Origin of the sequence: Paeniglutamicibacter quisquiliarum (genome assembly GCF_019084045.1) — a bacterium.
In the GTDB taxonomy this organism is placed as follows: Bacteria; Actinomycetota; Actinomycetes; order Actinomycetales; family Micrococcaceae; genus Paeniglutamicibacter; species Paeniglutamicibacter quisquiliarum.
The window spans coordinates 367,860-381,583 of sequence record NZ_JAHRED010000003.1 but is presented as its reverse complement, the minus strand read 5'-3'; the positions used below and the strand labels follow the sequence as shown (position 1 = coordinate 381,583).

The following is a 13,724-nucleotide window of genomic DNA, read 5'->3' as shown; positions in this document are numbered from 1 at the left end:
CGGGGAAGGGTCAGGAAGCGGTGATCCTGTCGATGACAAGCGCCATGTCAGGCCGGCTCCCGGCCGGTGCGATGGTCGCCGCCCCTTCGAGCAGTTCCCGCGCCCGCTCGAAGCGTTCGGGGGTGTCGGTGAGCATGGTGGCCAGCGGCGCACCGCGACGCACCACGTCCCCGGGCTTGGCATGCAGGCGCACCCCGGCCCCGGCCTGCACCGGGTCCTGCCGGCGGGCGCGTCCGGCACCCAGGCGCCAGGCGGCAACGCCCACGTCCATGGCGTCCAGGGAGGTGATGACCCCGTCGGCCTGCGCGTAGACGATGTCCGATTCCCTGGCCACCGGCAGCGGCGCGCCGTTGTCCCCGCCCTGCGCGGCGATCATGGCGCGCCACTTGTCCATGGCCCTGCCGTCCTTCAGCGCGGCCGCGACGTCCACGTCGGTGATCCCGGCACCGGCGAGCATCTCGGTGGCCAGCGCGATGGTCAGTTCCACCACGTCGGCCGGGCCTCCCCCGGCGAGCACGTCGATGGATTCGGTGACCTCGATGGCGTTGCCGGCGGTGAACCCCAGCGGGGTGTCCATGTTGGTCAGCAGCGCCACGGTGTTCACCCCGGCGTCGGTGCCCAGGTTCACCATGGTGCGCGCCAGCTCGCGGGCGTCGGCAAGGTTCTTCATGAAGGCGCCGGAGCCGACCTTCACGTCCAGCACCAGCGCGCCGGTGCCCTCGGCGATCTTCTTGCTCATGATCGAGGAGGCGATCAGCGGGATCGATTCCACGGTGCCGGTGACATCGCGCAGCGCGTAGAGCTTTTTGTCCGCCGGGGCCAGGGAGGCGCCGGCGGCGCAGATGACGGCGCCAACCGAGGAAAGCTGCTTCATCATTTCCGTGTGGGTCAGCTCCGCGCGCCAGCCGGGGATGGCCTCGAGCTTGTCCAGCGTGCCGCCGGTGTGCCCCAGGCCGCGGCCCGAGAGCTGCGGGACGGCAACGCCGAAGACGGCGACCAGCGGCGCCAGCGGCAGGGTGATCTTGTCCCCCACCCCGCCGGTCGAGTGCTTGTCGGTGGTGCGCATCGCGATGCCGGCGGGGGTCCGCAGCGTGGAGAAGTCCATGCGCTGCCCCGAGTCGATCATGGCGGTGGTCCAGCGGGAGATTTCGGCCCGGTCCATCCCGTTGAGCAGGATCGCCATGTTCAGCGCCGCCATCTGCTCCTCGGCGATCACCCCGCGGGTGTAGGCGTCGATGGTCCAGTCGATCTGCGCGGCGGTGAGGGTGCCGCGGTCGCGCTTGGTGCGGATGATGTCAACGGCGTCAAAGTTCTCGGTGCTCATCATTCTTCCTTGATCCGGACGCCTGCCCGCTGGCGCGGGGCTGCGGCCTAGAGGTTGTGCTGCCCGAACGCGTCGGGCAGCACCTGGTCCATGGTTTGGATGCCGCGCGGGGTCATCAGCTGCATCTGCTGCCCGCGGTGTTCGAAGAGCAGCTGCCGGCAACGCCCGCAGGGCATCAGCGGGGCGCCGGCGGCGTCCACGCAGTAGAAGGCGTGCAGCTTGCCGCCTCCGGTGGCAAAGAGCTCGCCGACCATGTTGCATTCGGCGCACAGGGTGACCCCGTAGGCGGCGTTTTCCACGTTGCAGCCAGAGACGATGCGCCCGTCCTCGGTCAGCGCCGCGGCGCCGACCCGGTAGTTCGAGTACGGCGCGTAGGCCCGCTCCATGGCCGCGACGGCAGCCAGGCGCAGGGCCTCCCATTGGGCCTCGCCCACGTGCGGCAGGGCCGGGTGCGAATCATCCATGGATTTCCCCCTAGCCCTTCACGTAGGGTTCGCCGTCGGCGGCCGGGGCCCGGGACTTGCCGACCAGCCCGGCCACGGCAAAGACGGTGACCACGTAGGGCAGCATCGCCATGAACTGGCTGGGCACCGGGGTGCCGATGATGGTCAGGATCGACTGCAGGTTGTCGGCAAAGCCGAAGAGCAACGCGGCGAAGAACGCGCCAATCGGGTTCCAGCGCCCGAAGATCACCGCGGCCAGGGCGATGAAGCCGCGCCCGCCGGAGATTTCCTTGGTGAAGGAATCGATGGCCACCAGGGTGAAGAAGGAGCCGCCGATGCCGGCGATCGCCCCGCCCAGGACCACGTTGACGAAGCGGGTGGTGTTGACCTTGATGCCCAAGGTGTCGGCGGCCTTGGGGTGTTCGCCCACGGCGCGCACGCGCAGGCCCCAGCGTGTCTTGAACAGCCCGATCCACACTGCCGCTACGGCGATGTACATCAGGTAGCCCACGATGGACTGGCGGAAGAGGATCGGCCCGATGACCGGGATGGCCGAGAGCACCGGGATCTCGATGACGCTCAGGCGGCCAGGGGAATTGTAGAGCTCCGGGTCCGACTGCATCACGGTGGTGAATAGGAATCCGGTGATGCCCGAGACCAGCACGTTGAGCACCACACCGACGATGATCTGGTTGACGACGTACTTGATGGAGAAGATCGCCAGCACCACCGAGACCAGCGCGCCCGCCACGGCGGCGGCGAGCAGGCCGAGCATCGGGCTGCCTGTCACCGAGGCGATGATCGCGGCGCTGAAGGCGCCGCCAAGCAGCTGGCCCTCGATGGCGATGTTGACCACGCCGGCGCGCTCGCACAACACCCCGGAGAGCGAGCCGAAGACCAGCGGCACGGCCAGGGTCACCGACCCGGCGATCAAGCCGGCCAGGGAAATCTGCGGCGTGCGGGCGCCGGAGACGACCCAGACGAGGAACGCGAAGATGAACAGTGCGGCGAAGACCACCGGCACCCAGCCGGGGGTCGGGCGGTGTTCGCGGGCCAGGAAGATCGAGTACCCGGCCAGCACGCACATCCCCAGGCCCAGCACGATTCCGGTGGCGATGCCCGGGACCACCAGGTCCGGCAACGTGAACACGTCGCCACCGGTGGAGATGCCGAAGGTCGCGCTCTGGTCCGAGCCGTTGAAGCCGAAGAACACCAGCGAGAGCAGCCCGATGGCCGAGAGCATGATGGGGGTCTTCCAGGCCACCGGCGCGAGCACCGGGGACGTGGCGGACAGGGTGGGGGCCGGAGCGCTCACGCGCCACCTCCTTGGCTTGCGGGTGCAGCGGGCGCGGGCGCCGCGTGCTTGGGTTTCGTCGGCGGCCTGGACTTCGCCTTGCGGTTCAGCCCGAACATGGCACGCACCAGGGGCGGCGCGGCGATGAAGAGCACAATCAGCGACTGGACGACCAGGACGATGTCGATGGGGGTGCCGGTGGAAATCTGCATGGTCACCGCGCCGGCGCGGAAGGCGCCGAAGAGCAGGCCGGCGAGGAAGGTGCCCCACGGGGTGGAGCGGCCCAGCAGCGCCACGGTGATCGCGTCGAAGCCGAGCGAGGCGGCGATGCCGGCGGTTAGCACCTTTTCCGTGCCGGCCACCTGGGCCACGCCCGCGGCGCCGGCCAGGGCACCGGCCAGGGCCATGACCAGGATGGTGGAGCGGGCGACATTGACCCCGGCGGTGCGGGCCGCGGCGGGGTTGGCGCCCACGGCGCGGAACTCAAAGCCGATGGTGGAACGCTTCAGGATCCAGGAAACCAGCAGGGTCAGCGCGATGGCCATGACGAATCCCAGGTGCAGGCGGGATCCGGGCAGCGCCGGGAAGACGGCGCTGGGGTCCATGACCGGAGAGATCGGGTTGCTCTCGCCCGGGCGCTGGAAGGCCTCGGTGTTCAGCAGGAAGTCGAGGAAGTACAGCGCCACGTAGTTGAACATGATCGTGAGGATCACTTCGTGGGCACCGGTGCGGGCCTTGAGCAGGCCCACCAGCCCACCCCAGACGGCGCCGCCCACCACTCCCATGAGGATGACCAGCAGCAGGTGCAGGCCAATGGGCAGGTGCCAGGCGAACCCCGCGTAGGAGGCCATGACGGCGCCAATGATGATCTGGCCCTGGGCACCGATGTTGAACAGCCCGGCGCGGAAGGCCAGCGCGACGCCGAGGCCGGCGCAGATCAGCGGCGTGGAGACCGTGAGGGTCTCCAGGAACGGCTCGAAGCCCTGGCGCGAGTTGTAGATCGAGCCCTGGAAAAGCGAAACATAGGAGTCGGTCCCCGCCGCCCACAGGGCCTGGAAGAAGTCCGAGGGTCGAGAGAAGAGGTAGCCGGCGGTCGTGGCGACCTTGGGGTCGGTAGCGGCGATCAGCAGGCCGCCGAGCACCAGGGCCACGAACACGGCCAGGACCGAGACGAGGCCCGGACCCCGGGTGATCCGTTCCCAGGTGCCGTGCGGCTTCTCGTCGATGGTGTTGGCGTGTATCGGGGGCGGGCTGCCCGGGGATAGTTCGCTCTGGCTCACGCGATCTCTCCTTCCAAGTCGTCGGGGGTGTCCTGGTGTGCCTTTTCGGCCTCGGTCGGCGCGACGCCCGCCATCATCAGGCCCAGCACGTCGCGCGGGGTGCCGGCGTCCACGATGCCGATGAGCCGTCCCTTGTAGAGCACCGCGATGCGGTCCGCAAGCTGGAGCACCTCGTCGAGCTCGGTGGACACGATCATCACCGGGGTGCCGCCGTCGCGTTCGGCCAGGATGCGGCGGTGCAGGAACTCGATGGAGCCCACGTCGACGCCGCGGGTGGGCTGGGAGGCGATGAACAGGCGCAGCGGGCGGGAGAGCTCGCGGGCCATGACGACCTTCTGCTGGTTGCCGCCCGAGAGGGAGGAGGCCAGGTTGTCGGCCGAGGGGGTGCGCACGTCGAATTCGGCGACCCGCGCGGCGGCGTTCTTCGCCACCTCGGCCGGGCGCATGGAGATGCCCTTCGCGAAGGGTGCCTTGTCGTAGAGGTCAAGGACCAGGTTCTCGGCAATGCTGAAGTCGGAGACCAGCCCGTCGACGGTGCGGTCCTCGGGCACGAAGCCGATGCCGGCGCCCAGGATCTGCTTGACGCTCCGGCCCAGCAGTTCCCTGCCCTCCAGCGTGATGGACCCGGCGACGCGGTCCTGGATGCCCAGGATCGCCTCGGTGAGCTCGGTCTGCCCGTTGCCCTGGACCCCGGCGATGGCCAGGATCTCGCCACGGCGGATCTCGAAGCTCAGGTCATCGACCACGCGCTGGCCGGTGGCGGAGGTGACGGTGAGGTTCTTGACCTTGAAGGTCGCCTCCCCGGGGTTGGCCGGGTCCTTGTCCATGGTGAGCTTGACCGCGCGGCCCACCATCATGGAGGCCAGCTCGGTGGTCTCCGCATCGGGCGCGGCATCGCCCACGACGCGGCCGCGGCGAATCACGGTGATGACGTCGGAGACCGCCTTGACCTCGCGCAGCTTGTGCGAGATGAAGACGATGGAGGTGCCGTTGGCCTTGAGCTGGCGCATGATGTCCAGCAGCTCGTCGGTTTCCTGCGGCGTCAGCACGGCGGTGGGCTCGTCGAGGATCAGCACCTCGGCGTTGCGCACCAGTGCCTTGATGATCTCCACGCGCTGCTGCACGCCCACCGGCAGGTCCTCGACCAGGGCGTCGGGATCGACGTCGAAGCCGTACTTGTCGGAAATCTCGCGGATCTTCCGCCGAGTGACCTCCAGGTCGAGGAAGCCGCCGGCCTTGGTGGATTCGGCGCCCAGGGCGACGTTCTCGGCCACGGTGAAGACGGGGACCAGCATGAAGTGCTGGTGCACCATGCCGATGCCGGCGGCCATGGCGTCGCCCGGTCCGCGGAAGGCGACGGGCTTGCCGTCGACGAGGATGCGTCCGGCCGTCGGCTCGTAGAGTCCGTAGAGGACGTTCATCAGCGTTGATTTGCCGGCACCGTTCTCGCCGAGCAGGCAGTGGATCTGCCCCTCTTCGACGACGAGGTCAATGTCCTCGTTGGCGTAGAACGATCCAAACGCCTTGGAGATTCCTTGGAGTTCGAGTTTCACGACACCACCATTCTTGGTTGTCAGATACCGGCGGAACTCCCCTGGGGGGGGCTTCCGCCGCATTGCCCGTGCCGGCTGGTTCCAAGACTATGCAGGCCAACGGCGCACCGCCAGCCCCCGCCCGTTCCCACCAGGGGTGGGGAGCAGGGGGCCGGCAGCGCGCCGTGTGGTGATGCTTGCCTTCAACCCGCCGGGTGTGCCGGTGCTAGGACTTGGGGCTGGCCTTCGATTCGACCTTGATCGAGCCGTCGATGATGCCTGCCTTCAGGGCCTCGAGCTCGGCCTTGGTCTCCGCGGAGACCTCGGAATCGAAGTCGTGGAACGGGGCCAGGGCGACACCGGTGTTCTCCAGCGTGCCGACGTAGGCGGTGTTGTCGAACTGGCCGTTCTTGTCGGCGGTGACGACGTCTTCGACGGCCTTGTCCATGGTCTTGATGACCGAGGTCAGCATGACGTCCTTGTAGTCGGGGGCGGTCAGGAAGCCGTCGGAGTCGACCCACACCAGTGCGGCGGACTTGCCCGCGGCGTTGGCGGCCTTCACGGCGGCGCCGGCACCCTTGCCGACCGGACCGGCGACGGGCATGATGACGTCCGCGCCCTGGTCCAGGAAGTTGTTGGTGACCTGCTTGCCCTTGTCCTGCTTCTCGAAGTCGCCGGTGAAGGTGCCGTCCTGCTTGTCCTTGTCCCAGCCCAGCAGCTTCACGTTCTTGTTCTTGTCGGCGTTGAACTTGTCCACGCCGTCGGCGAAGCCGTCCATGAAGATGGTGACAGTCGGGATCTTGATGCCGCCGAAGGTCGCGACCTTGCCGGTCTTGGACTGCGCGGCGGCGGCGTAGCCGGCCAGGTAGGCGGCCTGGGCCGTGTCGTAGACGATCGGCTTGACGTTCGCAATCGGCTTGTCGTAGTTGAAGTCGACGATCGCGAAGTGCTTTTCCGGGTTCGCCTCGGCCGCGGCCTTGGTGGCGTCGCCCAGCAGGAAGCCGATGGTGAGGGTCAGGTTGCAGTCCGCGACCATCATGCCGTTGAGGTTGGTGGCGAAGTCGGAGTTGGCCTTGGACTCGGCGCTCTTGGGCGTGAATCCGAGGTCCTTGCCTGCCTGGGTCAGGCCGCGGAAGGAGGATTCGTTGAACGACTGGTCGTCGAATCCGCCGGAGTCGGAGACGATGCAGCCCAGGTAGTCCGAGGAGGCGTTCGGCCCCTCGCCTTCCTCGGGTGCGGCGCCGCAGGCGGTCAGGACGAGTGCAGAAATGCCGAGCACGGCAGCAGCCATACCGGTCTTGCGCTTGATGTTGCGCATAGGGATTTCCTCCATATAGTTACGAGCTACAAGTACCGTGGCCCGGACTCCCAGGGGCTCCCTGGCCGGAATCCATGCCCACGATCGGTGGTGCACTGCCGCCGGCCACCTGTGGTGCCGGCATGAATCCGCAACTCCCCCGCATGCGCGCCCGGAACCAGCTATGTGGGACAGGGCACGTTCGGAAAGAACGGCTTCACAACCACATAGCCTAACCGGTAAAACGCTTAACGTAATGACGAAAAATGTTACAACCAGATAACTCTACGACCCGGGGCTACTCCTCGGTAGCCAGTTTCAGCTGGGCAATCGCCCGGACCGCCGCCGCGGCCATGACCGTCACGCCCACCTCGATGGCCGATTCGTCGGGAATGTAGTCCCCGCGGTGCAGGTCGTAGTCCTCCCCGCCCGGGGTGCGTGTGCCCAGGCGCATCATGGCGCCGGGCACCATGCTGGTCATCCAGGCAAAATCCTCGCCGCCCATGGACTGCGGGGTGAGCACAATGGCCGACGAGCCGATCTCGGCGCGCGCCGAATCCTCGATAAGGTCCGTCTCCTCCTCCGTGTTGATCACCGGGGGCACGCCGCGGATGTGCTCGAGCTTGACCTCGACGCCGTAGGGGCTTGCCACCTGGCGCACCACCTCGTCGAGCAGGTCCCCGGCACCCTTCCACGCCTCGCCGTCCAGGCAGCGCATGGTGCCGGCCAGGTAGCCGGTGGCGGGGATGGCATTGGGTGCGCTTCCGGCGTGGATCTGCCCCCAGACCACCGAGACGGCACTGCGCACATCGATGCGCCGGCCCAGCACCGCGGGCACGTTGGTGGCGATCTGGCTCATGGCGAAGACCAGGTCCTCGGTCAGGTGCGGGCGGGAGGTGTGCCCGCCCCTGCCCGTCAGCTCGATCTTGATGGTGTCGCTCGCGCTGGTGATGGCGCCGATGCGGGTGCCGATCTTCCCGGCGTCGATGCGCGGCTCGCAGTGCAGGGCCAGGATGCGCGGGACCTCGTCCAGCACCCCGGCGGCGATGACCGTCAGGGCGCCGCCGGGCATCTTCTCCTCGGCGGGCTGGAAGATCACGCGGATCCGTGCGCCCAGGGGCGTCTCGTCGTCGATGGACTTGAGCACCTTGGCCACCCCGAGCATCACGGTGGTGTGGATGTCGTGTCCGCAGGAGTGCGCGACCCCGTCCACCACCGAGGCGTAGTCCAGCCCGGTTTCCTCCAGGATCGGCAGCGCATCGATGTCGGCGCGCAACCCCAGGGCGATGGGCCCCGACCCGATGTCCACGTACGCGCCGGTGTCCTCCAGGGCCACGGGGTGCAGGCCCACGTCGCGCAGCCGGGTGAGGATGCGTTCGGTCGTCTTGTATTCGGCGAACGAGAGCTCCGGGTTCGCATGGACCTCTCGACGGAATGCCACCAGCTCGTCAACCAGGGGCTTGACCCAGGGCTTGACGGAGGGCAGTTTCAGGTCTTCATTCATACTCGTGCGCACCTAACCGACAATACGCGCTGGGACCTGAGCTTGTGCAGTCCGCTTCGAATTGTTGCCCCGCTCACGTGCACCTCTTTAATGCGCGCCCGTTCGCGCCGGAACAAAGTGCCCCGGGGCGAACGCGGGACCGGCGCCGCCGGCGGGGCATCGGAAGGGGGCCGGAAAATTCCGGCCCCTGGCCTACAGGACGTCGACGACGCCTTCCTCCTTGAGCTTTTCCACCGTGCCCTTGACCGACTGGGCATGCTCCTTGGTGGTGACAAGCAGCGCGTCGGGGGTGTCGACGACGACCACGTCGTGGATTCCGATCAGGGCGATCACGCGCTTGGAGTCGGTGACCACCACGCCGGTGGCATTGTCCGAATACACGCGGGCGTTGGCGCCGACCACGGTGACGCCGGTCTTCTCGCTGGCGGGGTTCAGCCGGCCGATGGCGGCGAAGTCCCCCACGTCGTCCCAGTTGAACACCCCGGGGATCACCGCCACGTCGCCGGCGGCGGCGGCCGGCTCGGCCACGGCGTAGTCGATGGCGATCTTGGGCAGCGTCGGCCAGATGCGGTCGATGGTTGCCACGCGGTCGCCGGTTTCCCAGGCCGCGGCGATTTCCATGAGGCCCGCGTGCAGTTCGGGCTGGCTGCGCTCCAGGTGCTCGAGCATCAGCGACACCGGGGCGACGAACATGCCGGCGTTCCACAGGTAGCCGCCGTCGGCCAGGTAGCGGCGGGCCGTGTCCTCGTCGGGCTTTTCCACGAACTCGACCACGTCGCGTGCGGTGGGCGCGCCGGAAATCTCCATGCGCTCCCCTGCCCGGATGTAGCCGAAGCCGGTGGACGGCAGGGTGGGGCGGATCCCGATGGTGACGATCTTGCCGGTGGCCGCGGTGTGGATGGCCTCGCGCACGGCTTCCTGGAATACCTCGACCGGAACAATCACCTGGTCCGCCGCGAAGGAGCCCATGATGGTCTCGGGGTTGCGCAGGTAGAGGATCGCCGCGGCCAGGCCGATGGCGGCGGCGGAGTCCTTCGGGTCCGGCTCAAGAACCAGGTTCAGGTCCTCGATCTCGGGCAATTGCGCCAGCACCGCGGTGCGGTGAGCGCGCCCCGTGACCACCATGATGTTGTCACCCGCCAGCGGGATCAGCCGCTCGTAGGTGGCACGGATCAGCGTCGAGCCCGAGCCGGTCAGGTCGTGGAGGAATTTCGGGGCAGCGGCGCGCGAGAGCGGCCACAGGCGGGTGCCGACACCACCGGCAGGGATGACCCCGTGGAATCGTGCCAAGAGTTCAGCGTTCATCCGACTAAGGCTAGTGGATGAACCCGAAGAATGCGGTGTTGGCCGCCAACGAAATAGGGCATTGGAATCTAATGTATTTCGCGCATTTCCCGGATGTTTAGCCGATCCGCCCTTTCATCCGGTGAGCCTACTCACACGGCACACGGAAAGAATGGGCACCCCCGTCCAAGGTGGTCTAAGATCGGGCAAGGAACGCTCGCACCAAGGCGTCAATTTATTGTGTGGAAGATACACATGCGCCCTTGCGAGTCATGGAGGTTAATTCAGTGTCGAAGGCTTCGTCAGGCACCCTCTACCGCGGCCATGAAGGCATGTGGTCTTGGGTGGGGCACCGCGTAACAGGTGTCGTAATATTCTTATTCCTTTTGGTTCACGTGCTCGATACGTCCCTGGTCCGGGTTTCCCCCGGCGCCTACGACGCGGTCATGTCCACCTACAAGAACCCGCTGATGGCATTGGGCGAAACCGCCCTCGTCGCCGCCATCGTCTTCCACGCGTTCAACGGCTTGCGCCTGATCCTGGTCGACTTCTGGAAGTCGGGAACCAAGTACCACCGCCAGATGCTCTGGGGCGTTTTGGCCCTCTGGGTCATCACCATGGTGGCATTCTCCATCCGCCACCTGTCACTCGCCTTTGGAGGTCACTAACCCATGTCGGCAGATATCGCTGCACCCCGCAGCCAGCGCATTGATCCGAAGTACAACCGTGCACGCAAGTCGCGCGGCAGCTTCGAAATGGTCGCGTGGCTCTTCATGCGCCTCTCCGGCGTCGCACTGGTCGTCCTGATCTTCGGGCACCTCTTCGCCAACCTCATGGTCGGCGACGGCATCAACGCCATCGACTTCGGCTTCGTGGCCGGCAAGTGGGCCGACCCGGTCTGGCAGTTCTGGGACCTGGCCATGCTCTGGCTGGCCATGCTGCACGGCACCAACGGCGTGCGCACCATCATCAACGACTACGCCGAGAAGCCTGCCACCCGCGTGTGGCTCAAGGGCATCCTCTACGTCGCGACCATCGTCATCGTCGTCCTGGGCACCCTGGTGATCTTCACCTTCGATCCTTGCATCGCCGGTAACTCCATCCCGGCTTGCCAGTAATCTTCGGCTCCCCGTTCGTTCGCCGAAGCAGAGAATTCAAGAAAAGAGAGCATCAGGTATGCAGGTACACAAGTACGACGTCGTGATCGTCGGAGCAGGCGGCGCAGGCATGCGCGCGGCCATCGAATCCGGCCAGCGCGCACGTACGGCCGTTCTCACCAAGCTTTACCCAACCCGCTCGCACACCGGTGCGGCGCAGGGTGGCATGTGTGCGGCCTTGGCCAACGTAGAAGAAGACAACTGGGAATGGCACACCTTTGACACCGTCAAGGGCGGGGACTACCTGGTTGACCAGGACGCCGCCGAGGTCATGGCCAAGGAAGCCATCGACGCGGTGCTCGACCTGGAAAAGATGGGCCTCCCGTTCAACCGCACCCCCGAGGGCAAGATCGACCAGCGCCGCTTCGGCGGCCACACCCGCGACCACGGCAAGGCCGCCGTGCGCCGCGCGTGCTACGCAGCGGACCGCACCGGCCACATGATCCTGCAGACGCTGTACCAAAACTGCGTCAAGCACAACGTCGAGTTCTACAACGAGTTCTACGTCCTGGACATGCTCATGGTTGAGGAGGATGCCTTCCGCGAGGACGGCACCGCCTACAAGCAGAAGCGCGTTGCAGGCGTGGTTTCCTACGACCTGGCCACCGGCGAACTCCACGTCTTCCAGGCCAAGTCCGTCATCTTCGCCACCGGCGGCGCCGGCAAGGTCTTCAAGACCACCTCCAACGCCCACACCCTCACCGGTGACGGCATGGGCATCGCCTTCCGCAAGGGCATCCCGCTCGAGGACATGGAATTCGTGCAGTTCCACCCGACCGGCCTGGCCGGCCTGGGCATCCTGCTCTCCGAGGCGGCACGTGGCGAAGGCGCCATCCTGCGCAACTCCGAGGGCGAGCGCTTCATGGAGCGCTACGCGCCCACTATCAAGGACCTCGCACCGCGTGACATCGTCGCCCGGTCGATGGCCAACGAGGTGCGCGAGGGCCGCGGCTGCGGCCCGAACAAGGACTACGTCCTGCTCGATTTGACCCACCTGGAGCCGGCGCACATCGACGCCAAGCTCCCGGACATCACCGAGTTCGCCCGCACCTACCTGGGTGTGGAGCCGTACACCGATCCGGTGCCGGTCTTCCCGACCGCGCACTACGTCATGGGCGGCATCCCGACCAACATCGACGCCGAGGTCCTCCAGGACAACGACACCGTCATCCCGGGCCTCTTCGCCGCCGGCGAGGTCGCCTGCGTTTCGGTGCACGGCTCCAACCGCCTGGGCACCAACTCGCTGCTGGACATCAACGTGTTCGGCAAGCGCGCCGGCATCTCCGCGGCCAAGTACGCCCTGGGCGCCGAGTACGTGGAGCTTCCCGAGGATCCGGAGAAGTTCACCACGGACCAGATCGATGCCATGATCAACTCCACCGGAACCGAGCGCGTGGCAGTCTTGCGCAAGGAACTGCAGGACATCATGGACGCCAACGTCCAGGTGTTCCGCGACAAGGACTCGCTGGACCGGGCACTGGTGGTCATCGAGGAACTGCGCGAGCGCTACAAGAACGTGGCGGTCCAGGACAAGGGCAAGCGCTTCAACCTCGACCTGCTTGAGGCCATCGAGCTTGGCTTCCTGCTGGACATGGCCGAGGTCATGACCGCGGCCGCCATGTACCGCAAGGAATCCCGCGGCGGTCACTACCGCGAGGACTTCCCGAACCGCGACGACGAGAACTTCATGAAGCACTCGATGTCCTACCGCGATGCAACGGCCACCACCGAGGGCATTTCCGGCATCCGCATGGAAACCAAGCCCGTTATCTTCACCCGTTACCAGCCGATGGAGCGTAAGTACTAATGAGCACGGAACTTCCGGAACCAGCATCGAAGATTGAGCTGAAGCCAGGTGTTGGCGGCGGCGGAGAAATCCCGCAGTTCAACATCACCTTGCGCGTCCGCCGGTACCTGCCGGAGACCACCGCAGACGCGTACTGGGAAGACTTTGAGCTGACCATGTACGGCACCGACCGCGTGCTGGACGCCCTGCACAAGGTCAAGTGGGACCACGACGGTTCACTGTCCTTCCGCCGATCCTGCGCCCACGGCGTCTGCGGCTCCGATGCCATGCGCATCAACGGCCGCAACCGCCTGGCCTGCAAGACCCTGCTCAAGGACCTGGACCACTCCAAGCCGATCACCGTTGAAGCCATCAAGGGCCTTCCCCTTGAAAAGGACCTCATCGTCGACATGGAGCCGTTCTTCCAGTCCTACCGCGAGATCATGCCGTTCCTCATCAACAAGGGCCACGAGCCCTCGGCGGAGCGCTACCAGTCGGCAGAGGACCACGCCAAGTTCGAGGACACCACCAAGTGCATCCTCTGCGCCGCGTGCACCTCTTCCTGCCCGGTCTTCTGGACCGATGGCCAGTACTTCGGCCCTGCGGCAATCGTCAACGCACACCGCTTCATCTTCGACTCGCGCGATGATGCAGGCGACATGCGCTTGGAGATCCTGAACGACAAGGAAGGCGTGTGGCGCTGCCGCACCACCTTCAACTGCACCGAAGCATGCCCGCGCGGCATCCAGGTGACCCAGGCCATCGCCGAGGTCAAGCAGGCAATCCTGGCCCGTTCCATCTAGGTTCGGCCAGAACCCCGGTG

At 66.6% G+C, this 13,724-nt stretch carries 12 protein-coding genes; 4 read left to right on the top strand and 8 right to left on the bottom strand.

Features of this window, described 5'->3' with window-relative positions; genetic code table 11:
• Nucleotides 1-10: 10 nt before the first annotated feature.
• From KRR55_RS08400 to KRR55_RS08365, 8 genes are all read right to left on the bottom strand, one after another.
• Entirely contained in the window at nt 11-1,327 is a 1,317-nt protein-coding gene (locus KRR55_RS08400) for a thymidine phosphorylase (RefSeq protein WP_217388622.1), read from the bottom strand.
• 44 nt (nt 1,328-1,371) lie between these two features.
• A complete protein-coding gene (locus KRR55_RS08395) occupies nt 1,372-1,788 on the bottom strand; it encodes a cytidine deaminase (protein ID WP_217388621.1) in 417 nt (138 codons plus the stop codon).
• Between the two features lie 10 nt (nt 1,789-1,798).
• Complete coding sequence (locus KRR55_RS08390) at nt 1,799-3,010, bottom strand: ABC transporter permease (protein ID WP_217388732.1); 1,212 nt, start codon at nt 3,008-3,010, stop codon at nt 1,799-1,801.
• A gap of 68 nt (nt 3,011-3,078) precedes the next feature.
• Nucleotides 3,079-4,302 carry an ABC transporter permease gene (locus KRR55_RS08385; RefSeq protein WP_336245073.1) on the bottom strand — a complete coding sequence of 408 codons (1,224 nt, stop codon included), beginning with the start codon at nt 4,300-4,302 and terminating at the stop codon, nt 3,079-3,081.
• A 35-nt stretch (nt 4,303-4,337) separates the two neighbouring features.
• The gene (locus KRR55_RS08380; protein ID WP_217388619.1) at nt 4,338-5,894 is read right to left on the bottom strand and encodes an ABC transporter ATP-binding protein; all 1,557 of its coding nucleotides are present in this window, start codon (nt 5,892-5,894) and stop codon (nt 4,338-4,340) included.
• Nucleotides 5,895-6,099: 205 nt separating this feature from the next.
• The gene (locus KRR55_RS08375; RefSeq protein ID WP_217388618.1) at nt 6,100-7,191 is read right to left on the bottom strand and encodes a BMP family lipoprotein; all 1,092 of its coding nucleotides are present in this window, start codon (nt 7,189-7,191) and stop codon (nt 6,100-6,102) included.
• Nucleotides 7,192-7,468: 277 nt separating this feature from the next.
• The gene (locus KRR55_RS08370) at nt 7,469-8,674 is read right to left on the bottom strand and encodes an amidohydrolase (protein WP_217388617.1); all 1,206 of its coding nucleotides are present in this window, start codon (nt 8,672-8,674) and stop codon (nt 7,469-7,471) included.
• A gap of 192 nt (nt 8,675-8,866) precedes the next feature.
• Complete coding sequence (locus tag KRR55_RS08365; RefSeq protein ID WP_217388616.1) at nt 8,867-9,979, bottom strand: mannose-1-phosphate guanylyltransferase; 1,113 nt, start codon at nt 9,977-9,979, stop codon at nt 8,867-8,869.
• Between the two features lie 251 nt (nt 9,980-10,230).
• Between KRR55_RS08365 and sdhC the strand changes: the two genes are divergently transcribed.
• The 4 genes from sdhC to KRR55_RS08345 are packed head-to-tail and all read left to right on the top strand — an operon-like array spanning nt 10,231 to nt 13,704.
• Nucleotides 10,231-10,626, top strand: a complete 396-nt coding sequence (gene sdhC / locus KRR55_RS08360) for a succinate dehydrogenase, cytochrome b556 subunit (protein ID WP_217388615.1) — start codon at nt 10,231-10,233, stop codon at nt 10,624-10,626.
• A 3-nt stretch (nt 10,627-10,629) separates the two neighbouring features.
• Nucleotides 10,630-11,076 carry a succinate dehydrogenase hydrophobic membrane anchor subunit gene (locus KRR55_RS08355; protein WP_217388614.1) on the top strand — a complete coding sequence of 149 codons (447 nt, stop codon included), beginning with the start codon at nt 10,630-10,632 and terminating at the stop codon, nt 11,074-11,076.
• 58 nt (nt 11,077-11,134) lie between these two features.
• Nucleotides 11,135-12,922, top strand: coding sequence for a succinate dehydrogenase flavoprotein subunit (gene sdhA / locus KRR55_RS08350; protein ID WP_217388613.1), 1,788 nt, complete (start codon nt 11,135-11,137; stop codon nt 12,920-12,922).
• Entirely contained in the window at nt 12,922-13,704 is a 783-nt protein-coding gene (locus KRR55_RS08345; RefSeq protein ID WP_132362053.1) for a succinate dehydrogenase iron-sulfur subunit, read from the top strand. The genes sdhA and KRR55_RS08345 overlap by 1 nt, the downstream gene beginning before the upstream one ends.
• The last annotated feature ends 20 nt before the right edge of the window (nt 13,705-13,724 follow it).